Source organism: Dietzia aerolata, from assembly GCF_014144865.1.
GTDB classification, from domain to species: domain Bacteria; phylum Actinomycetota; class Actinomycetes; order Mycobacteriales; family Mycobacteriaceae; genus Dietzia; species Dietzia aerolata.
This window is the reverse complement of sequence record NZ_JAALDM010000084.1, coordinates 1-19,841: the sequence shown is the minus strand read 5'-3', so window position 1 is coordinate 19,841 and position 19,841 is coordinate 1. Positions and strand designations below refer to the sequence as shown.

The 19,841-nt window shown below is 66.0% G+C and carries 17 protein-coding genes and 1 riboswitch; of the genes, 8 read left to right on the top strand and 9 right to left on the bottom strand.

Features of this window, described 5'->3' with window-relative positions; all coding sequences use genetic code 11:
- On the top strand, positions 1-1,189 hold a 1,189-nt coding region (locus G6016_RS06200), incomplete at its 5' end, for a PASTA domain-containing protein (protein ID WP_182631812.1).
- A gap of 107 nt (positions 1,190-1,296) precedes the next feature.
- Here the strand turns inward: G6016_RS06200 and G6016_RS06195 are convergent.
- Genes G6016_RS06195 through G6016_RS06175 form a run of 5 tightly spaced genes read right to left on the bottom strand, consistent with a single transcriptional unit; the run spans position 1,297 to position 5,372 of the window.
- Positions 1,297-2,703, bottom strand: a complete 1,407-nt coding sequence (locus G6016_RS06195) for a class II 3-deoxy-7-phosphoheptulonate synthase (protein WP_182631811.1) — start codon at positions 2,701-2,703, stop codon at positions 1,297-1,299.
- A gap of 36 nt (positions 2,704-2,739) precedes the next feature.
- On the bottom strand, positions 2,740-3,237 hold the full coding sequence (locus G6016_RS06190; protein WP_182631810.1) for a polyadenylate-specific 3'-exoribonuclease AS: 498 nt from the start codon (positions 3,235-3,237) through the stop codon (positions 2,740-2,742).
- A gap of 5 nt (positions 3,238-3,242) precedes the next feature.
- Positions 3,243-3,992 carry a 1-acyl-sn-glycerol-3-phosphate acyltransferase gene (locus tag G6016_RS06185; protein WP_182631809.1) on the bottom strand — a complete coding sequence of 250 codons (750 nt, stop codon included), beginning with the start codon at positions 3,990-3,992 and terminating at the stop codon, positions 3,243-3,245.
- A 37-nt stretch (positions 3,993-4,029) separates the two neighbouring features.
- Positions 4,030-4,914: a hypothetical protein gene (locus G6016_RS06180; protein ID WP_182631808.1), complete on the bottom strand. Its 885-nt coding sequence runs from the start codon at positions 4,912-4,914 to the stop codon at positions 4,030-4,032.
- Positions 4,911-5,372 (bottom strand): SRPBCC family protein, encoded by a 462-nt coding sequence (locus G6016_RS06175; RefSeq protein ID WP_182631807.1) that lies wholly within the window; start codon positions 5,370-5,372, stop codon positions 4,911-4,913. Before G6016_RS06175 ends, G6016_RS06180 begins: the two co-directional genes overlap by 4 nt.
- A 151-nt stretch (positions 5,373-5,523) precedes the next feature.
- Here G6016_RS06175 and G6016_RS06170 point away from each other — a divergent pair, with 151 nt between their 5' ends.
- The gene (locus tag G6016_RS06170; RefSeq protein WP_182631806.1) at positions 5,524-7,323 is read left to right on the top strand and encodes an AMP-dependent synthetase/ligase; all 1,800 of its coding nucleotides are present in this window, start codon (positions 5,524-5,526) and stop codon (positions 7,321-7,323) included.
- Positions 7,324-7,390: 67 nt separating this feature from the next.
- Here G6016_RS06170 and G6016_RS06165 read toward each other — a convergent pair whose 3' ends face one another.
- The 3 genes from G6016_RS06165 to G6016_RS06155 form a co-directional block, all read right to left on the bottom strand.
- Positions 7,391-8,524 (bottom strand): glycosyltransferase family 4 protein, encoded by a 1,134-nt coding sequence (locus tag G6016_RS06165; RefSeq protein ID WP_182631805.1) that lies wholly within the window; start codon positions 8,522-8,524, stop codon positions 7,391-7,393.
- A 124-nt stretch (positions 8,525-8,648) separates the two neighbouring features.
- On the bottom strand, positions 8,649-9,767 hold the full coding sequence (locus G6016_RS06160; RefSeq protein WP_182631804.1) for an NlpC/P60 family protein: 1,119 nt from the start codon (positions 9,765-9,767) through the stop codon (positions 8,649-8,651).
- A 199-nt stretch (positions 9,768-9,966) separates the two neighbouring features.
- Positions 9,967-10,572 (bottom strand): NlpC/P60 family protein, encoded by a 606-nt coding sequence (locus tag G6016_RS06155; protein ID WP_182631803.1) that lies wholly within the window; start codon positions 10,570-10,572, stop codon positions 9,967-9,969.
- Positions 10,573-10,584: 12 nt separating this feature from the next.
- A riboswitch (cyclic di-AMP (ydaO/yuaA leader) is annotated at positions 10,585-10,736 on the bottom strand.
- Between the two features lie 463 nt (positions 10,737-11,199).
- Here G6016_RS06155 and G6016_RS06150 point away from each other — a divergent pair.
- Complete coding sequence (locus G6016_RS06150) at positions 11,200-12,891, top strand: DEDD exonuclease domain-containing protein (RefSeq protein WP_182631802.1); 1,692 nt, start codon at positions 11,200-11,202, stop codon at positions 12,889-12,891.
- An 18-nt stretch (positions 12,892-12,909) separates the two neighbouring features.
- Here the strand turns inward: G6016_RS06150 and trpD are convergent, their stop codons facing one another.
- The gene (gene trpD, locus G6016_RS06145; protein WP_182631801.1) at positions 12,910-13,980 is read right to left on the bottom strand and encodes an anthranilate phosphoribosyltransferase; all 1,071 of its coding nucleotides are present in this window, start codon (positions 13,978-13,980) and stop codon (positions 12,910-12,912) included.
- Between the two features lie 307 nt (positions 13,981-14,287).
- On the opposite strand from trpD, the gene ctaE reads away from it, so the two are divergent.
- The 5 genes from ctaE to G6016_RS06120 all read left to right on the top strand — a co-directional run.
- On the top strand, positions 14,288-14,899 hold the full coding sequence (gene ctaE / locus G6016_RS06140; protein ID WP_182631800.1) for an aa3-type cytochrome oxidase subunit III: 612 nt from the start codon (positions 14,288-14,290) through the stop codon (positions 14,897-14,899).
- A gap of 57 nt (positions 14,900-14,956) precedes the next feature.
- Entirely contained in the window at positions 14,957-15,841 is an 885-nt protein-coding gene (qcrC, locus tag G6016_RS06135) for a cytochrome bc1 complex diheme cytochrome c subunit (protein ID WP_182631799.1), read from the top strand.
- Entirely contained in the window at positions 15,838-17,028 is a 1,191-nt protein-coding gene (gene qcrA, locus G6016_RS06130; protein ID WP_182631798.1) for a cytochrome bc1 complex Rieske iron-sulfur subunit, read from the top strand. Before qcrC ends, qcrA begins: the two co-directional genes overlap by 4 nt.
- Entirely contained in the window at positions 17,025-18,650 is a 1,626-nt protein-coding gene (gene qcrB, locus G6016_RS06125) for a cytochrome bc1 complex cytochrome b subunit (RefSeq protein WP_182631797.1), read from the top strand. The genes qcrA and qcrB overlap by 4 nt, the downstream gene beginning before the upstream one ends.
- Positions 18,651-18,794: 144 nt before the next feature.
- A partial coding sequence (locus tag G6016_RS06120; protein WP_241729834.1) for an ATP-dependent DNA helicase occupies positions 18,795-19,841 on the top strand: 1,047 nt, incomplete at its 3' end.

Here is a 19,841-nt window from a genome sequence, read left to right as displayed (position 1 = left end):
CCCCGGAGCCGGACCCCCGGGGCCCCCGCAGACCGGGCCCGCCGCGCACTGGAACGGCGCCGGGGCCGGCCCCTACCCGCCGGGCGAACTCCAGGTCGCGCCGCGAGACGAGATCCGGCCGAAACGCGGACGTGGTCTGATCTGGCTCGTGATGGTGCTGGCCACCGCGATCGCCGTGGCCGTCGCCGGCTGGTGGCTCGGTTCCGGCCGCTTCGTCGAGGTCCCGTCCGTTCAGGGCATGTCCGTGGGGCAGGCCACCGAGGTGATCGGCGAGGTGGGACTCACCGCGGCGACCCGCGACGCGTTCAGCAACGACGTTCCGCCTTCGGCGCTGGTGGGAACCGATCCCGAGGCCGGGTCCCGGGTCACCCGTGGCGACACCGTGGACATCCTGGTGTCCGTGGGTCGGCCGGTCGTGCCCGAGGTGGGCGCCGACCGCACCGTCGAGGCGGTCTCGGCCACCCTGCGCGAGTACTCCCTCGAGCCGGTCGCCGGCCAGACCGCCCATTCCGATTCCGTCCCCGTAGGCGAGGTGGTGTCCCTGGATCCACGGCCCGGCACGACCGTGGACGTGGGAACCCCGGTCTCGATGCTCACCAGCGCCGGTCCGGCGCCCGTCGCCGTACCCGAGGTGGCGGGTCTGGAAGAAGACCAGGCGCGGGCGGCCATCGAGGGAGCCGGCCTCACCGTGTCAGAAGTTGAAAGAGTGTACGACGACGAGATCGACGGTGGCACCGCAATCGGCACCGAACCGGGAGCCGGGAGCGATGTGGCCCGTCGTGACGGCATCACGCTGCTCGTCTCCAACGCTATGACCGTTCCGGACATCCGCGATGTGCCCGTCGACGAGGCGAGCGATGTCCTCACCGAGGCCGGATTCACCGTGGTTCGCGAAGCTCCCGTCACCGACCGCCAGATCGCCGACGGCCGGGTGGTCCGTACAGACCCGCCCGCGGGAACACGATTGGATCCCGATGACGCGGTGCTGCGGGTCGTGCCCTCGGACGCGGTGACCGTCCCCCTCGTCCTGGGCTCACGCGCCTCCGACGCCCGCCGCACGCTCGAGGAGGCGGGCCTGTCGGTGACCATCGATACCGGGACCTCGGGCGGGATCGTCTACGGGCAGACCCCGCTCCCCGGCCGGGTGGTCGCACGCGGCTCCGATATCCAGCTCGACGCGCTCGGCTGAGCCGGGCCGGCAACGACGAGGCCGGACCCTCCCGTAATCCCCGGGAAGGTCCGGCCTCGGTGTTTATTTCCGTTATTCGCCGCGGCAGCTACGGGCCAGCTGCGGCGTCAGCTGCGGAGCATCTCCGCAACCAGATAGGCCAGCTCCAGCGACTGCTGGGTGTTGAGTCGCGGGTCGCACGCGGTCTCGTAGCGTCCCTCCAGATCGAGGTCGGAGATGTCCTGCGCACCACCGAGGCACTCGGTGACGTCCTCACCGGTCAGCTCGATGTGGATGCCGCCCGGGTGTGACCCGATCGCGTGGTGCACCTCGAAGAAGCCCTGCACCTCATCGATGATGCGGTCGAAGTGCCGGGTCTTGTACCCGTTCGAGGTGGAGTGCGTGTTGCCGTGCATGGGGTCGCACTGCCAGATGACCTTGTGCCCGGAGGCCTCGACGGCCTCGACGATCGGGGGCAGTGCCTCACGGACCTTGTCGTTGCCCATGCGGGAAACCAGCGTCAGACGACCCGGGCGGTTCTCCGGATCGAGCTTCTTGACGTACTCGACAGCCAACTCGGGTGTCGTGCTGGGCCCGATCTTCAGCCCGATCGGGTTCTGGATCATGGACGCGAACGCCACATGCGCGTCGTCGATCCCGCGGGTCCGCTCCCCGATCCACAGGAAGTGGGCCGACAGGTCGTACAGCCCCGGCTCCGCGTCACCGGACAGCCCGGTGCCATCGTCTGCCAGGCGCAGCATCGCACGCTCGTAGTCGAGCACCAGGGCCTCGTGCGAGGAGAAGATGTCCGCAGACCTGAGGTTCTCGTCGGAGACCCCGCAGGCGTCCATGAAGCGCAGCCCACGGTCGACCTCGGCGGCCAGTGCCTCGTACCGGGCGCCGGCCGGGGATCCGGCGACGAACTCCATGTTCCACTCGTGGACGCGGTGAAGGTCAGCGGTTCCGGAGGCGGTCAGCGATCGGACGAGGTTCATCGCCGCCGCCGCGTTGGCGTAGGCGCGGACCAAACGCGACGGATCATGTTCCCGGGCGTTCTCGTCCGCCTCGAGCGCGTTGACCATGTCGCCGCGGTAGGACAACAGGCCGGCACCGTCACGGTCAGCGGACCGCGGCTTGGCGTACTGACCGGCGATACGACCGACCTTGACCACGGGCATCGATGCACCGTAGGTCAGGACGACGGACATCTGCAGCAGGGTGCGGATGACGCCCTTGATATGGGGCTCGGTGTTCGCCTCGAAGGTCTCCGCGCAGTCCCCGCCCTGGAGGAGGAAGGCGCGTCCGTGCGCCACCTCGGCCAGGCGGTCCGAGAGATGCTCCACCTCGGAGGCGACGCAGATCGGCGGGACGCTCTCGAGAACCTTGCGCATCGCCGCAGCGTGCTGGGGGTCCCACGACGGCTGCTGGAGCGCCGGTCGGGAGAGGGCGTCCGCCAACTGCCTGTCGAGCTCCGCGGAGAGCGGCGGCAGGTCGGGAAGCTGTGCGATGTCGACGTCGACTGTCCAGTTGCTCACCCCGGCGAGGATACGCGACGCGGACGAGCTGTGGACTCAGAGACCCAGGTGAGGGGCGTTCGCCGCGATCGCACGGAACCGCAACATCGCATGTCTGGCATCCGCGAGTGCGTCGTGCTCACCGCCGGGGTGGCGGGGCAGGTCGGGCTTTCCCGCTGTCTCCCACAATTGCCGGACGTCCCGGGTGAACCGGGGCATCGCGGCGGGAAGCGCGGTCATGTCGCCCCACAGTTGGCAGACCGCCACGTGATCGTAGGCACCGATCCAGGCCCACATCTCCACGCCACCGGTCGGCGGTGCGGTGACGAACTCGTACAGCTCGTCCCTGATCCGCGACCTGGACATCCAGGCCGGCGAGGACGGGTTCGGCAGCTTGGGCAGCACGTGCCGACGCACCCACGGCCCGGCGGCGCCGGAATCGAACTCGGTCGAAACGGCGTAGAACTCCCGGCCGTCCTCCGCGACGACCCCCACCGACACCAGGTCGATGGTGGTTCCGTCCTCGATGAACTCGCAGTCGTAGAAGTAGCGCACTCCGGTCAGCTCTGCGTCTCGACCGGCTGGTCGAGCAGGTTGTGACCGGAATCGCGGATGGTATCGAATCGCTTCTTCATCTCGGCCCCGTATACGTCCGGCAAGTACTCCTGACCTGTCAGCGCCTGAATCCTGCGCATCAGCTCGTCCGTGATCTCACGCTCTGCGACACGGTCTCCCTCGCGTCCGGCCCACGGGGAGATGTCCAGGGGCTCGCCGACCATGACCCGAACCTCGGGGCGACGACCGAACCGGAACGTGGTGAGCGCACGAATGTACTCACCCGTGCCCGAGACTCCGATCGGGATGACCGGCACCCCGGCCTTCATCGCGAGGCGTGCCGGGCCGGTCTTTCCGCGGTAGAGCCGTCCGTCGGGCGAGCGGGTCCCCTCCGGGTAGATACACAGGATCTCCCCTTCGTTGAGCACCTCGAGCCCTGCGTTCATCGCGGCCTGGGCGGCATCGGCGTTCGTGCGGTCGATCGGGTGCTGCCCGGATCCGGCGAAGAACCAGCGGCTGAGCATCCCCTTGATGCCGGTCCCGGTGAAGTAGTCACTCTTGGCCAGGAACGTCACCCGGCGCGGCATGAGCAGCGGCATGAACAGCCAGTCGCCGACGGACAGGTGGTTTCCGACGATCAACGCCGCCCCGGAGCGCGGGAAATTCTCGCGGCCCGTCACCACGCGTCGACTGGTCAGCCGAAGGAATGGTCCGATGAGCACGAACTTGAACAGCCAGTACAGCACCGTGGTCACCGCTCTTTGGGTTGATGATTCATGTTGGTCGGGAATATTACCCGGCCCCGCCCGCCGCACCGGTCGGTACGAGATTTGAGGGCCACAGATCCGGATCGGGCGTGAAGCGAAGGACGACGGACTCCGCATCGTCGTCATAGTCCACGTCCGTCAACACGCATCGCACCAACAGCGCCGGCAGCGGGAGCACGGCCCGGAAGCCGTCGTGTTCCAACTGGAGCATCTCGCCGTTGACGGTGGCCGTGCTGGCCGGTCTCGTCGGTGCGGGGTAGGTGACAAGGTACGTGCCGTTCTCGGCCACGATCTCCGGTGTGACCGCACCTCGCGCCAGTTCCGCCATCGCGGCGGTGAGTTCTGGACGTCCCCCGGCGACCACCACCTCGACAGGGCCGGACAGGAAGGCGGCGACGTCCGCGGCCACTAGCGCCACCCGGTGCGCCTCGCGCACCCGGACGTCCGCGTGGTCACCCGCCGCCATCGACGCGAACCTGACGTGGGCGGGCCACCGCGACTCGACGAACGCGGTCAACTCACCGGCGGATGCGATTCGACGAACCGCCGCCAGGTCACCGTCGAGCTCAACGATGACCATGTCCCAGTACCTGGATGCCGCTGCTCTGCGCGCGTATTCCCACCCGAGGACGGCGGAAAGTGGTGTGTCCGCACCGACTGATAACGCGGCCAGCACGTCGTCGTCGGGGTCCGCCGCGCCGGACCTGAATGCCTCGAGCCGTGCCACGGGATCATCGGCGCGCACCTCAACACCACAACCCGTCGGCGTGGACAGCCTCGAGTCGACGGCGCCGGGGTGCCCGGTGAGTATCAGGGCGGTTCCACCATCCTCGGAGATGATGTCCGCGGTCTGTTCCGCGCGGTCGGTGGGGTCGCCGCCCATGACGACGACGACACGCGTGTCCTTCACCTGGCCTCAGCCCTCCGTTTGAGTTCGCTCAGTGCGTCCGCGAGGATCCGGCGTTCCGCCCGGGTCCGCAGGCGCCCGATCACCGGTACCACCAGCTCGAGCTCGAGCTCGTAATCCACCCGTGTCCCGCCCTCGACCGGCTCGAGCCGGTAACTACCGCGCTGAGATTTCTGTAGCGCCGAGCTCTCCAGCCGCCATTCGAGGCCGCGGTCATCCGCAGACCAGGAATAAGCCAGCACGTACTCGTCGACGATAGCGCCCGCTTCCAGCTTGAATCTCACTCTGTCCGGGCGTCCATCGGATCCGGTCGACAGCACCTCAGCCAGGTGAATTGACGTCGACCACTCGGGATATGCCGGGAAGTCGGCGATCACGGCCATGACGTCCCCCGGCGTCGCCGCAACCACCGTGGAGTCCCGGGTCGGCCAGACCTCGGGCGCGCCATTGTCTTCGCTCATACGCTCTAGCTTCACACATCGCGCCCCGAGATGCGTGGTCGCCGACGTCGCGGGCCGCTGACGACAGGCAGCCGCCGCGTCACACGGCCATGCGCGGGGATAATCTGAATGCCTAGACATCCAGGACACGTCTCCACTGGGAGGACCACTCTTGCGCGAATACGTAGCCGTACCCGCCACCTTCACTGTCGACGACGATTGGTCATGTGTTCAATCGGCGTACGACCGGGCCGAACGGACCCCGGACAACGTGGCATTCCAGCGGCCGGTGGACGGGCGGTGGACCGACGTCACCAACAAAGAGTTCGCTGACACCGTTCGCGGCGTTGCGCGTGGATTGGTCGCCCGCGGCGTCAACGCCGGGGACCGCGTCGCGCTGCTGTCCTCCACCCGGTACGAGTGGAACGTCATCGATTTCGCAGTCTGGGCGGTCGGCGCGGTCACCGTGCCCGTCTATGACTCCTCCAGCGCGGAACAGGTCCGCTGGATCATGGAGGATTCCGCGGCCCGTGTGATCATCGTCGAGAACGACCGGCACGCCGTCACCGCCCGCGAAGGCACGGCAGGACTCTCGACCGATCCGGCGATACTGGTCATCGATTCGGAGATCCCGGTCATCGAGACTCTCGTCTCAGAGGGCGCCTCGGTCGATGTCACGGTGCTGGACGAGCGCCGAGCTTCGGTGAGAGCCGACTCTCCCGCAACACTCATCTACACCTCCGGGACGACGGGCCGGCCCAAGGGGTGCATGCTCACACACCGGAATTTCATGTCCGAGACGCTGGCAGTACTCGAGTCCCCGTTCTCCGAGTACCTGCGCGAGGACGCCACAACGGTGATGTTCCTTCCGTTGGCCCATGTGCTCGCCCGTGCCATCACCTATGCCGGATTCCACGCCGGAGTCACGATCGCGCATTCCTCTGACATCGCCAATCTGGTCGATACGTTTTCCGAGATGCGGCCTCACTACATCCTCGCGGTGCCGCGTGTGTTCCAGAAGGTTTTCAACAAGGCCCAGGCCACGGCTCAGGACGGTGGGACGTTCAAGGCGTGGATGTTCGACAAGGCCACCGACACCGCGGTCGCCTATTCGCGTGCCCGTCAGGACGGCCGTGTCGGTCCGCTGCTCCGGCTGCGGCACGCACTGTTCTCCAAGCTGGTCTACGCCAAGCTCGTCAATGCACTCGGTGGGCGGTGCGAGATCGCGATTTCCGGCGGGGCTGCGCTCGGCACGAGGCTGACCCACTTCTTCGACGGCATCGGGATCAACATCTTTGAAGGCTATGGCCTCACCGAGACCTGTGCTGCGATCACCGTCAACACACCCGGGCACACCCGCATCGGCAGCGTCGGTCAGCCACTGCCCGGATGCGCTGTCCGCCTCGCCTCAGACGGCGAGGTGGAGGTGAGCGGACCCGTTGTCACCTCCGGTTACTGGCAGAACGAGAAGGCCACCGCCGAGGCCTTCGCGGACGGGTGGTTCCGCACCGGTGATCTCGGTTCTCTCGACGAGAACGGGTTCTTGACGATCACCGGTCGGAAGAAGGAAATCATCGTCACCGCCGGCGGCAAGAATGTGGCCCCCAACCAGCTGGAGGACGCTCTCCGTGCGGATCCGCTGGTCGCCGAAGCGGTCTGCGTGGGTGACGGTCAACCGTTCATCTCGGTTCTGCTCACGCTGGACCAGGATGAACTCGAGCGCTGGAAGAGCCACCACAACAAGACAGGGTCGCTCTATGACCTGCTCAAGGACGCCGACATGATCGAGCACCTCGACCAGACCCTGGCCAAGGCTAATAGGTCTGTCTCAAACACCGAGTCGATCAAGAAGTACCACGTGCTCCTCGATCAGTTCACCGAGGAGAGCGGCGAACTGACGGCCTCGCTCAAGGTCAAGCGGAACGTGGTGCACCAGAAGTACGCCAAGCAGATCGCGGCCCTCTACAACTGAGGCGAGCGCGGCACCGCCCGCACTGACGAACTGCGGCGTGACCACCGGGACGCGTGCTCCGGCGAGATCAGTCTCCCGAGAGCACGCGTTCCATATTTCTGGCCAGATCTGTCCAGCGCCAGCGGTCCAGAACCCAGTTGCGGCCACGCATTCCCATCGCGGACGCCCGAGGCTTGTCTCCAAGGATGCCGACCACCGAGTCGACTATCTCCGGGACCGAGGTTCCGTCCACCACAACGCCGGTACGACCGTTCTGTACCGTCTCCGGTGCTCCCCCGCTTCGCCCGGCCACGACCGGTACGCCGCACGCAGACGCTTCCAGGTAGACGATCCCGAGTCCCTCCACGTCCAATCCGCCGCCACGAGTGCGGCACGGCATGGCGAACACGTCCGCCATGCGGTGGTGGTCGACGATCTCGTCGGCAGGAACTCGACCGGTGAAGATCACGTGGTCGGTCACCCCATGGCGGCGCGCGAGTCCTTCGAGGGTGCGCCGGTAGGGGCCGCCACCGACCACCACGAGCACAGCGTTCGGAACGTTCCGGATGATGTCCGGCATCGCACGGATGAGCATGTCCTGGCCCTTCCGTGGCACGAGACGGGACAGACACACGATCACGTCCCGGTCAGCCAACCCGTATCGTTCGCGAATAACTTTTCGGGCTGCCGGGTCAGGCCGGAAGCGGTCTGTATCGACCCCACCCGGTTGATGAACCAGCCGGGCTCGTGGTCCGAAGGCGGACGAGAACCTACGTCGGGTGTAATCACTGACGTACGTCACCGCATCCGTGGAATCACCGATCACACGGAGAATCTGCCGCGACCCCGGCAACATCGACCAGCCGACCTCATGCCCGTGTGTACTGGCGACGATTCGGGTCACCGGACCAGCTCGCAGAACAGGAGACATCATGGCCAGGGGCGCGGCCGCGCCGAACCACAGAGTGCTGGCACCGAAATCATCCGCCAGCCGCCGGGCCCTCTCCGCCAACTCTGGTGTCGGCAGCAGCATTTCCGTCGGCACCCGCTCCACCAGGTACGGCTTGGATGCGTCGTACCGAGTCGATTCTTCGCCACGGAACGTGGAGGCCAACACCGCGACATCGTCGGGATCGAAGTGCTCGAGGTATGTCTCCAGGTACGACTGAATCCCCCCGGGCCGGGGCGGGAAGTCGTTGGTGATCAGAAGCGTCTTCGTCATCGACTCTGAGCCTGCCACACCAGGCCACACAGTCCTGTGCGCCCCTGCCGTGGGTCTGCTGTTGTCCGACGATCAACGCCAGCACGACCTCGCTCGATGCTCGCCTCTTCGGGGTGAGCAGAACTCAGTATCGACGAATCCCGCTGATCGGCATCGCGTCGACCCGTTCGAGTTTGACCGGCACACCATAGGTCGGCGCGTGAAGGACCATCCCATCGCCCGCATACATGCCGACGTGGGTGGCTCCCGGGTAGTAAATGACCAGATCTCCCGGCTGCATATCCGCCGGCGCAACCGGCGAACCCGACACCGCCTGCGCTTGGCTCGAGCGCGGGAGCGTCTTGCCCTCCTGCGCGTAGGACCACACCATGAGTCCAGAGCAGTCGAACTCCGAGGGCCCGGTAGCTCCCCACGAATACGGCGATCCCAGCCGGGTGAGCGCGGTACGGAGCGCCGCCGAGTTGATTCCGTCAACCGGGGGTGCGACGTAGCCCTCCGGGATCATCGGCCCCCCGACCCACAGCGCACGCTGTGCGTCGGAGAGCGCATCCACGCGACGACGGACCTCATCCATCCGCGCACGCATCTCCTCGGAACGTATATCCAGTTCTTCAGTTCGATTCCTCGCCTCATCGGCAACCCCACGCGCAGCCTGGGCGGCTTCCTGCGCTTCCCCCTGAAGACGAGCGGCCTCGGCGGAGGCCGCCTTCGACGAGTCCAATGCTGTCGTGGTGGCTCCGGAAAGCCGACTTAATGCATCCAAACGGTGGACCAGGTCCCGAGGGCTCTCGGCGAGTACCGCAGCCCGGGTCGCGCCGGTGTCGCCACCGCGGTAGCGCATCGATGCCAGGTGGTCGACCAGCGACTGGTCTCGTCGAGCATTGCCGGCAGCTGCCGCAGCCGTGGCCGCTGCCACACCGGCGGAACGCTCGAGTCGATCCCTCTCGGCAACTGTGCGGTCCAGTTCGGCGCGGGCGAGGTGAAGCTCCTCGCCCAGAGCTCCGGCTTCCTCGGACAGCCTCGATAGCTCCGCGAGATCTTCGCCTGCACCCTCAAGGTCGTCGCCGAGTCCCGTGTCAGTGGGAGGCGTAGCCGTAGCTGCACCACCTTGCTCGTCGGTGACAGCAGCTCCCCCAGGGGTCGATGGATCCGCAACGGTCGGCTGCGCGGATGCCACAGTTCCGATGCTGAGCAGGAGCGCTACCGTCGTCATGCCGACGGCAGCAATGAAACTACGGATCATCAGTTGTCAGTCGAACTCTCGGGTCAGAGGCGTGCCGGACACGTCCCTTATTCGGACGTGGACCATCCGATTACACAGACATCATGGGAGGCATCGGGCGCTCGGGACCGAATGTTACAGAACAAGGCCCCGTGGGTCTCGGTTCATCACCGAGACCCACGGGGCCTTGCGAAGTCCTATGGACGTTCTGGGGACCCGATCAGTAGTAGCGGGTCGCGCCGTAGAACGGCATGGAATCGAGCGGGGCGTAGCTGACCGAGGTGCCGGAGTATGGCGCATGCACGACCTGGCCGTTACCGGCGTAGATGCCCACGTGGCTGGCGCCGCTGTAGAAGGCAACGATGTCGCCCGGCTGCAGGTCACCCTTGGCGACCTGGGTGCCGCCACCGATCTGGGCCTGGCTGGTGCGCGGGATGGAGATCCCGGCCTGCTGGTACGCCCACGAGGTCAGACCGGAGCAGTCGAAGGAGTTAGGTCCGGTCGCGCCCCACACGTAGGGCGAGCCGACGCGCGTCGAAGCGGCGTCGAGGATCTTCTGGCCGGTGCTGACCTCAGGCGCGGGAGTAGCGAACTCCTGGACCGGGGCAGCGGCCTGCTGAAGACCGGCGGGCAGGGCGATGCCCTCGGGCAGATCGACGGTGACCTGAGTCGGCACACCGGGCAGACGGAGCTCGACGGGAACGTCGACGGTCACGGGCGCGGCGGCGGCGGTACCGGATCCGGCGACAGCCGCTCCGGCGGCGAGCAGTCCGGCTGCGGCCACACGACGGCCGGTCGAACTGGTCTTGATGCTGTGGGCTCCCACGAGAGTCTTTCCTCTTTCTTCCTGCGACACCGACCGAGTTAGCTGACGGGTTCGGACACGGAAGTCTGTCCTACGCCCTCGGATCGTTGCGACCCGCGGGCGATTCACCCCAGTAGTTCTTGGTTCCCCGGCGCACCTTGACGGTGCTTAGGTGTTGACCCCGGCTCCCCACCGGTGGGCGGGCGATGACTTCCGAGGTCTCGAAAAGGTTACGAAACCGTCTCGCCGAAGTCCAGCCCATCGCCTAAGCAGCGCGTGTCGAGGCAAGAATTTCGACAGAAGTGACCATTCCGAGACCACGGAGTGTTTCTATCGCCGCTCGGATGTCGGGAGCGAGGACGTAGCCGCAGGACTCGACCGAAAGCTCGTCCACCTGCACATTATCGCCTCCGAGCACATCAACGATGCAGTCACCGCATCCACGATTGCCACTCGGGCATTGCCCACAATCAAAAGAGAACATGATCTATCTCACACTCCGTCCCGGGCGCGTTGCCCATCCGTTATCGATCCGCGATCCGATGCGCGTGATCGCGTTCGAACCGGACCATAGAGACGAAGTCGGACATCAACCCGTCGGCCGCGTGTACATCGGGAGTGTCCGACCGGGAGGATACGGTCGGCCGCATGCCTCGAACTCCCACCCGCCAGGCGACCTCGTCGGTCAGCGACTTGTCCGCTGAGGCGATTCCGGCGACCGCGACGAGCGTGGGGGTTCAGGAATCGTTCGCCGATCTGGAACCACTGTTATCGGAGACCACGTTCGTGGTGGTGGACTTGGAGACGACCGGAACCCGGGCCGCGGGCGATGAGATCACGGAGATCGGGGCGGTTCGGGTTCGAGGCGGCGTCGTTGAGGCTGAGCTCTCCACGTTCGTTGCCATCGATGGCACGCTTCCCGGACATATCAGCCAGCTCACGGGAATCCTGCCCGCAGATCTTGTAAACGCACCGGCTCTCGGCGAGGTTATGGCCACGTTCCTCGAGTTCTCACGTGGCGCTGTACTCGTCGCACACAACGCCCGGTTCGATCTCGGCTTCCTACGTGCGGCTGCACGCTCCACCGGGCACGAGTGGCCAGACCCCCAATCTCTGTGCACGCTCGCACTTGCGCGCCGGATTCTGCACAGCGGGGAAACGCGCGGCCATCGCCTCAGCACGTTGGCCGCACACCTCGGCTCGTCGGTCGAGCCAAACCATCGAGCGCTACAGGACGCCCGAGCCACGGTCGATGTGTTGCATGCACTCATCGCCCGCGTCGGCGACTGCGGTGTCTCGACTCTCTCCGAACTCAAGGCCTACGACGGCCGACTCGCCCCCGCGGTGCGCCGTCGGGCCACGCTCACCGAATCCTTGACCGACGGTCCAGGCGTGTACGTTTTCCGCGATTCCGAGGGAGTGCCCCTCTATGTCGGATCCTCCGTTTCCGTACGCCGGCGAGCCCGCTCCTACTTCTCCGGTGGCGATACCCGGAGTCGTATGCAGACGATGGTCGGTCTGGCGGAGGCCGTCGACTCGGTGCCGTGTTCGCATCTTCTCGAGGCCTGGAGCGTCGAGGAGCAGCTGATCGATTCACTTCAGCCCCCGTTCAATCGGCGCTCCCGCGCCCCGCGACGTGGCTGGTGGCTCGTTCCGCCCCGCGGTCGGGGCAGCAAAGGGCAGGTTTCCAGGACACCGACCGAAGCCATGTCGTTGGGTCCATTTCGCCGTGCCGAAGACGCGAGGACTGCGTGGGACGATCTGGTCGACGCGATGGGAACGACTCTCGACACTGCGGACTGGGCCGCATTGATCGAGGGGCGGGACTCGTCCGTCATTCGTGAATTGATCATCCGGGTCGATCGACTGGCTTCTGACGGCGCCTTCGAACGCGCGGCACGACTTCGCGACAGAATCGCCGTCCTCATCCGTGTGCTCGCACGTCAACAGGAACTCGCAGCCACCGCGGGGCTACCGGAACTCGTGCTCGTCCAGAAGGGGGAACGCCGAAGTTGGAGTGTCGCGGTGATCCGTCACGGCCGACTCGCCGGCTCAGGCACCGTTCCCGCCGGGGCGGCACCCATGCCCGTCATCGAGTCGATTCGTGCATCTTCCACCACCGTCCTGCCCGGGCCCGGTCCACTGTCCGGTGCAACCGTCGACCAGATTCGCAATGTGCACCGGTGGATCGATGCCGCACGGACACGAATCGTGTCTGTCGACGGACACTGGACACTCCCGCTCGACGGTGCGAACACCGTGATCGACTGGGCACTTCGCGCGGAACAGGCGGCAGCGGAGAGCGGGACAAGCGATCAGCGCGCCCGCCGGGCCCAGTGACCGGGAACCTCACAACGCTCAGCGACCTTTGCTGGCCCCGCTGACGTCAACCCATTTTTCCAACAGTCGGGCGGCATCGCCGTTGTCGATCGCTGCAGCGGCACGGTCGATCGCGCCCCGCATCGCATCCACGAGGTCGGCATCCCGGTCGAGTCCGTCGAATGCCACCAGCGCCGCAGCGGAATTCAGCAGTACCGCGTCACGCACGGGACCCTTCACGCCGGCGAGGAGGTCACGAGCGACACCGGCGTTGTGCTCGCCGTCGCCACCCCGCAGCTCCTCGATGGAACACGGCTGCATCCCGAAGTCGCCAGGCTCGATGGAGTCCTCGTCAACGTGTCCGGCGGCGACGCGCAAGACACGGGTCGGGCCGGTCATGGTGATCTCGTCAAGACCGTCCGAGCCACGAACGACGAGGGCGGACTTGCCGCGGCGCGCGAACACCTCCGCCATGACCGGCATCAGATTCTCAAAAGCGCAACCGATGAGATTCGCGGTAGGCGCGGCAGGGTTGGTCAGCGGCCCGAGGACGTTGAACACCGTGGGGATTCCGATCTCCTTCCGCGCGGTCGCCACGAACCGGAAGGCCGGATGGAAGACCGGGGCAAAGCAGAATCCGATCCCGACTTGCTCCAAGCAGCGAGCCACCTCCGCCGGACCGAGATCGATCGTCACCCCGAGTGCTTCGAGCACATCGGCGCCGCCGCTCTTGGACGAGGCCGCGCGGCTACCGTGCTTCGCCACGGGCACCCCGCACGCACTGACGACCAGAGATGACATCGTCGAGATGTTCACGGTCCCCTGTCGGTCACCACCGGTCCCGACGATGTCTACACAGGGATGGTCTGTCGGCACCTTCCGCGAGTACTCGAGCATCGTCGCGGCGAGTGAGTCGAGTTCGGGACCGGTGACACCTTTCATCTTGAGCGCCACCCCGAAGGCCGCGATCTGCGCGTCAGTCGCGACGCCGTCCATGATCCGGGACATGGCCCAGCCCGCGTCGGCCGGATCGAGGTCTTCTCCGGCGGTCAGAGTCCCCAGCACCGCGGGCCAGGAACGCCCCCCGTCGAACGTCGCCGAACTACCCACGTGTACCGACCTCCTCTGTAATCTGCACCGCAGTGCATCGCACCGCGCAGCGCCTTCCACGGCGCCGACCATCAGTGACCAATCGTGCCACCGACGCGGACATTCGGTCATGCCGCCCACCCCGGAACAGGCGTCCACGCGACAACCGAGGCTTCGCCTGAGAGTGCCCTGATAGCCCCTGCAAGGGGGACGGTTCTCGGGGGGTTCTCGACGACTTTTGAAAGCGACCTGCGGAAACGCTGAGGAGACACGCCGATTTCGGGGGTCCGTGCAGACTCCACCCACCTCAGGGGTCATACTTGGCCACGTGACGAGCGCAGTAGATAACTCAGGATCGGCCATGGCCCAGCGTGTTCATTCGCTGAATCGGCCGAACATGGTCAGTGTGGGCACCATCATCTGGCTGTCCCAGGAGCTGATGTTCTTCGCGGGCCTATTCGCGATGTACTTCGTCTCCAAGGCGAACTCGGGAGGTGACTGGCCCTCCTACCCCGTGCACCTCAACGTGCCATTCGCCGTGACGATCACTGTCATCCTCATCGCGTCATCCTTCACGTGTCAGATGGGTGTCTTCGCGGCGGAGCAGGGTGACGTCTTCGGCCTGCGTCGGTGGTACGTGATCTCGGCGGTGATGGGCTCGGTCTTCCTGATCGGCCAGGCCTACGAATACCTGTACCTGTACCTCGAGGGAGTCACCATCTCCTCGAGTGTGTACGGGTCGGTCTTCTTCATCACCACCGGATTCCACGGCCTCCACGTGTTGGCCGGAGTTATCGCGTTCGTCGTTCTGGTCATGCGTACGACGATGTCGCGATTCACCCCGGCACAGGCGACAGCGGCCATTGTGGTGTCCTACTACTGGCACTTCGTCGACGTGGTCTGGATCGGCCTCTTCGTCACCATCTACTTCATTCAGTAGTCAGCTGGCCGCAGGACGCTGCGTCCAGCAGGTCCCAACACAATCAGGGAACTCACAATGAACTCACCTCACCCGTCCGCTGCGGACTCGCCGACGCCCGAACCGGCGCCGGCTCCCTCGCGGAGTGGTTCCACAAAGAAGCGCCGTAAGGCGACCGGCGCGCTCGTCATCGCCGCCGGTCTGCTCGGCGCGGGAGCGATCGCAACCGCCGTGGTCCCCGAGCCGCAGGTCGCTACCGCGCAGCAGGATCAGGCAGCGCTCATCGCCGAGGGCAAGTCGATCTACGACGTCGCCTGCATCACCTGCCACGGGCAGAACCTGCAGGGCGTCGAGGACCGCGGACCCGCACTCGTGGGCGTCGGTGCGGGCTCGGTCTACTTCCAGGTGCACTCCGGCCGTATGCCGGCGGCGGACAACGAGGCCCAGGCCGAGCGTAAGAAGCCCCGGTACAACGAGCACCAGATCATCGCGCTGGCCGCCTACGTCGACCAGTACGGTGGCGGACCGGGAATCATCACCAATCCCGACGGCACCATCGCACAGGAGAGCCTGCGCGGTGTCTCCGGCGAAAGCCGCGAAGAGGAGCTCGCCCGCGGTGGCGAGTTGTTCCGCCTCAACTGCGCCTCGTGCCATAACTTCACCGGTCGTGGCGGCGCGCTGTCGTCGGGCAAGTACGCTCCCACGCTCGATCCTGCCAACGAGCAGGAGATCTACCAGGCCATGCTTACCGGCCCGCAGAACATGCCCAAGTTCTCGGATCGTCAGCTCACGCCTGACGAGAAGAAGGACATCATCGCCTACATCAAGAACCGTGACTCCAAGGTCTCGCCCGGCGGCTACGGCTTGGGCGGCCTCGGCCCCGTCACCGAAGGTGTGGCCATGTGGTTTGTCGGCATCGTCGCCCTCATCGGCGCGACCCTGTGGATCGGATCCCGTTCATGAGTGAGTCACCCAAGCACCCGTCCCCGGCGGACCTGGACCGGATGAGCGACGAGGAGCTCGTCAAGCTCGGCACCGAGCTCGACGAGGTCGACGTCAAGTTCCGCGAGGCCCGCTGGCCCGAGGGAACCGAGACCCGCGCCGAGAAGCGCGCCTCTCGCACCGTCACCATCTGGTTCGCACTGTCAGCCATCCTGGCTCTGGCCTTCGCAGCCATCTACATCTTCTGGCCGTGGGAGCACAAGGGTGAGGGCGAGGCCGGTTACGGCCTGTACATGGCCTACACCCCGCTGCTCGGCCTGACGATCGGTCTGTCGATTCTCTTCCTGGGATTCGGTGCCGTTCAGTTCACCAAGAAGTTCATCCCCGAGGAGATCTCGGTTCAGACGCGCCACGACGGTCCGTCCTCCGAGGTCGACCGTCGCACGATCGTCGCCGAGCTCAACGACTCGTGGAAGACCTCCACGCTGGGTCGGCGCAAGGTCATGGGCGGCTTCCTCGGAGCCAGCGTCGGACTCATCGGCCTCTCCGCGATCCTGCCGCTCGGCGGCATGATCAAGAACCCGTGGAAGCGCGGACCGATGACCGTCGCCGGCGACGGAACTCTCCACACCACCGGCTGGACCCTCGCGTCCAACAACCGCCCCGACGGCCTCCCCGCTGAGAAGGTCTACCTCGGTCGCGACACCGCGAAGGTCTTCCCGGACGGCCACCCGCCGGCAGGCCAGGGTCGCCTCGAGCGCATCCACGTCGACGACCTGTCGACCGGTGCCCTCGAGACCGTGTTCCCGCTCCCGGCGCACGCGATCGGCAACTTCACCGAGGACATGCACTCCATCCACGGCACGCGTAACTCGGTGATGCTGATCCGTTTCCGTCCCGAGGACGCGGCCCGCGTGATCAAGCGCAAGGGTCAGGAGAACTTCAACTACGGCGATCTGTACGCCTACTCGAAGATCTGTACCCACCTCGGCTGCCCCACCTCGCTGTACGAGCAGCAGACCCACCGTTTCCTCTGCCCGTGCCACCAGTCGCAGTTCGATGCGCTCGAGTACGCGAAGCCGATCTTCGGCCCCGCCGCCCGTGCGCTTCCGCAGCTGCCCATCGCCGTCGACAGCGAGGGCTACCTCGTCGCCAACGGTGACTTCATCGAGCCGGTCGGACCTGCCTTTTGGGAGCGTCGTTCATGAGCAACAACACCAAACTCGCGACCGTCGGTGACAACCTCGACTCGCGGTACACCATGGCCCAGGGCATGCGCCGGCAGATCAACAAGGTCTTCCCGACGCACTGGTCCTTCCTCTTGGGCGAAATCGCCCTGTACAGCTTCATCATCCTGCTGATCTCGGGTGTCTACCTGACGCTGTTCTTCGACCCGTCCATGTCGAAGGTGATCTACCAGGGTGCCTACGCACCGCTCAACGGCATCGAGATGTCCCGGGCATACGAAACCGCCCTCCAGATCTCCTTCGAGGTCCGCGGCGGACTGTTCGTGCGACAGATCCACCACTGGGCGGCGCTGCTGTTCGTCGCCTCGATGGTCGTGCACATGCTCCGAATCTTCTTCACCGGAGCGTTCCGTCGTCCCCGTGAGGCCAACTGGGTCATCGGCTGTGTGCTGCTGCTGCTGGGCATCGTCGAGGGCTTCCTCGGATACGGCCTCCCGGACGAGCTGCTGTCCGGCACCGGCCTCCGCATCACCTCGGCCATCATCGTCGGTCTGCCGGTCATCGGCACCTGGATGCACTGGCTGGTCTTTGGCGGAGACTTCCCCGGCGACCTGATGATCCCCCGCTTCTATGTCCTGCACGTGCTGATCATCCCGGCCATCATCCTGGCCCTGATCGCTGCTCACCTGGCGCTCGTCTGGTACCAGAAGCACACGCAGTTCCCCGGGCCCGGCCGCACCGAGAACAACGTCGTCGGTGTTCGGATCCTCCCGGTCTTCGCGGTGAAGTCGATCGCCTTTGGCGCGATCACCGTCGGCGTGATCATGCTGTTCTCCGGCTTGTTCACCATCAACGCGATATGGAACCTCGGGCCATACAACCCAGCGCACATCTCGGCCGGTTCGCAACCTGACTGGTACATGCTCTTCACAGAGGGTGGCGCACGAGTGATGCCGGCCTGGGAGCTCTACCTCGGCCCATACACGGTCACCGCCACGACCTGGGTCGCCGTGATGCTCGGCGGCATGTTCGCCCTGATGTTCGCCTACCCCTGGATCGAATCCAAGTTCTCGGGCGACACCGCGCACCACAACCTGCTGCAGCGTCCGCGCGACGTTCCCGTCCGCACGGCTGCGGGCATGATGGCCATCTCGTTCTACGTGATCCTCGTACTGATGGGCTCCAACGACCTCATCGCGTACTTCTTCAACATCTCGTTGAACGCGACCACGTGGGCAGGCCGAATCGGACTGATCCTCGTTCCGCCGCTGGTGTACTTCTTCACCTACAGGCTCTGCCTGGGTCTGCAGCGCGCGGACCGCGACGTCCTCGAGCACGGCATCGAGACCGGCATCATCATGCGCTTGCCGCAGGGTGAGTTCATCGAGGTCCACCAGCCGCTCGGCGAGGTCGACGAGCACGGCCACCCCGTGCCACTCGAGTACGCCGGCGCCAAGGTCCCGTCCAAGATGAACCAACTCGGCGTCGCCGGACGTCCCCCGCAGGGTGGCCTGTCCGCCGATCCGGCCGACGAGGCCAAGCTGCTCGACGAGTCGGCACACGACAAGCACGAGCGCGAGTACCGGATGCTCACCACGCTGCAGGAGGAGAACCGTGCCCGTCGCAACAACGACGAGCACTGATCCCCGGTAGCACCCGAGCGCGGGCCGGATCTCCACACGGAGATCCGGCCCGCGCTCGTTGGGCGACACCAATGAGGGCGACACCCCGACACCGGCTCCGGGAACCGGAGGAACACCGCATCACCGCCAGTTCGTAGGAGGACCATGGATTCCCATCGATGGGACCGCCTGCCGGACGGGATGATCCTCACCGACGAGCTCCGCCACGCCCTCGAACTCCTCCACGGCGGTCACGACCTCTTCCTCACCGGAAAGGCGGGAACGGGCAAGTCGACCCTCGTCCGACACTTCCTGGCCGAGACCGAGCATCCCACGCTCGTGGCGGCGCCGACCGGCATCGCCGCCCTGAACGTCGACGGCTACACGATCCACCGACTCTTCGGGTTCCACCCCGACCACACGGTGGACCACGTACGCGGACCCGCCTACCGCCCCGGGCGCTTCGCCACGGCACTGTCCCGGGTGCGCACGCTGATCCTCGACGAGGCGTCGATGATCCGGGCCGACCTCTTCGACATGATCGCGGTGGCCCTCGAACGGTTCGGCCCCGACCCGACGTTGCCTTTCGGGGGCGTACAGGTGGTCCTGGTCGGCGACCTCTTCCAGTTGCCGCCGGTCGTGACGGAAGCCGAGAACGCCACCTTCGGCGCCGAGTACGAAACCCCGTACTTCTTCTCCGCCCACAGTTACAGCCGCGAGCACTTCCCCACTGTCGACCTCACCCACGTCTTCCGCCAGTCCGGGGACCCCGAGCTCACGAGCGTTCTCAACTCACTGCGCGAGGGCAGCCTCGTTGGCCACGCCCGCACACTGCTGAACTCGCGGACCGATCCGGGATTCGAACCACCCGACGACGAGTTCTGGCTGACGCTGACCACCACCAACCGGATGGCCGCAGCCCACAACTCACGTCGCCTCGAACGCCTCCCCGGCGCCGCGCTGGCCATGGAGGCGACCAGCACCGGCGACGTGGAGGACCTCGACCCGCCGGCCCCCCGGATGCTGAATTTCAAGATCGGTGCCCAGATCATGATGGTCACCAACGACCCGTTCAACCGATGGGTCAACGGCTCCCTCGGTCGGGTCCTGGACGTGACGTTCGGCAGACGCGACGATCGGGATGAGCGTGGCCCCGTCGTCGTCGTCAAATTCACCGGCGGGGACGTCGCCGAGGTCGCACTTCACACCTGG

Coding starts and splice junctions, on each gene's coding strand:
- G6016_RS06175 (WP_182631807.1), bottom strand. CDS start 5,372: ATGAGCGAAGACAATGGCGCGCCCGAGGTCTGGCCGACCCGGGACTCC.
- G6016_RS06165 (WP_182631805.1), bottom strand. CDS start 8,524: ATGACGAAGACGCTTCTGATCACCAACGACTTCCCGCCCCGGCCCGGG.
- G6016_RS06160 (WP_182631804.1), bottom strand. CDS start 9,767: ATGATCCGTAGTTTCATTGCTGCCGTCGGCATGACGACGGTAGCGCTC.
- G6016_RS06150 (WP_182631802.1), top strand. CDS start 11,200: ATGCCTCGAACTCCCACCCGCCAGGCGACCTCGTCGGTCAGCGACTTG.
- qcrC (WP_182631799.1), top strand. CDS start 14,957: ATGAACTCACCTCACCCGTCCGCTGCGGACTCGCCGACGCCCGAACCG.
- qcrA (WP_182631798.1), top strand. CDS start 15,838: ATGAGTGAGTCACCCAAGCACCCGTCCCCGGCGGACCTGGACCGGATG.
- qcrB (WP_182631797.1), top strand. CDS start 17,025: ATGAGCAACAACACCAAACTCGCGACCGTCGGTGACAACCTCGACTCG.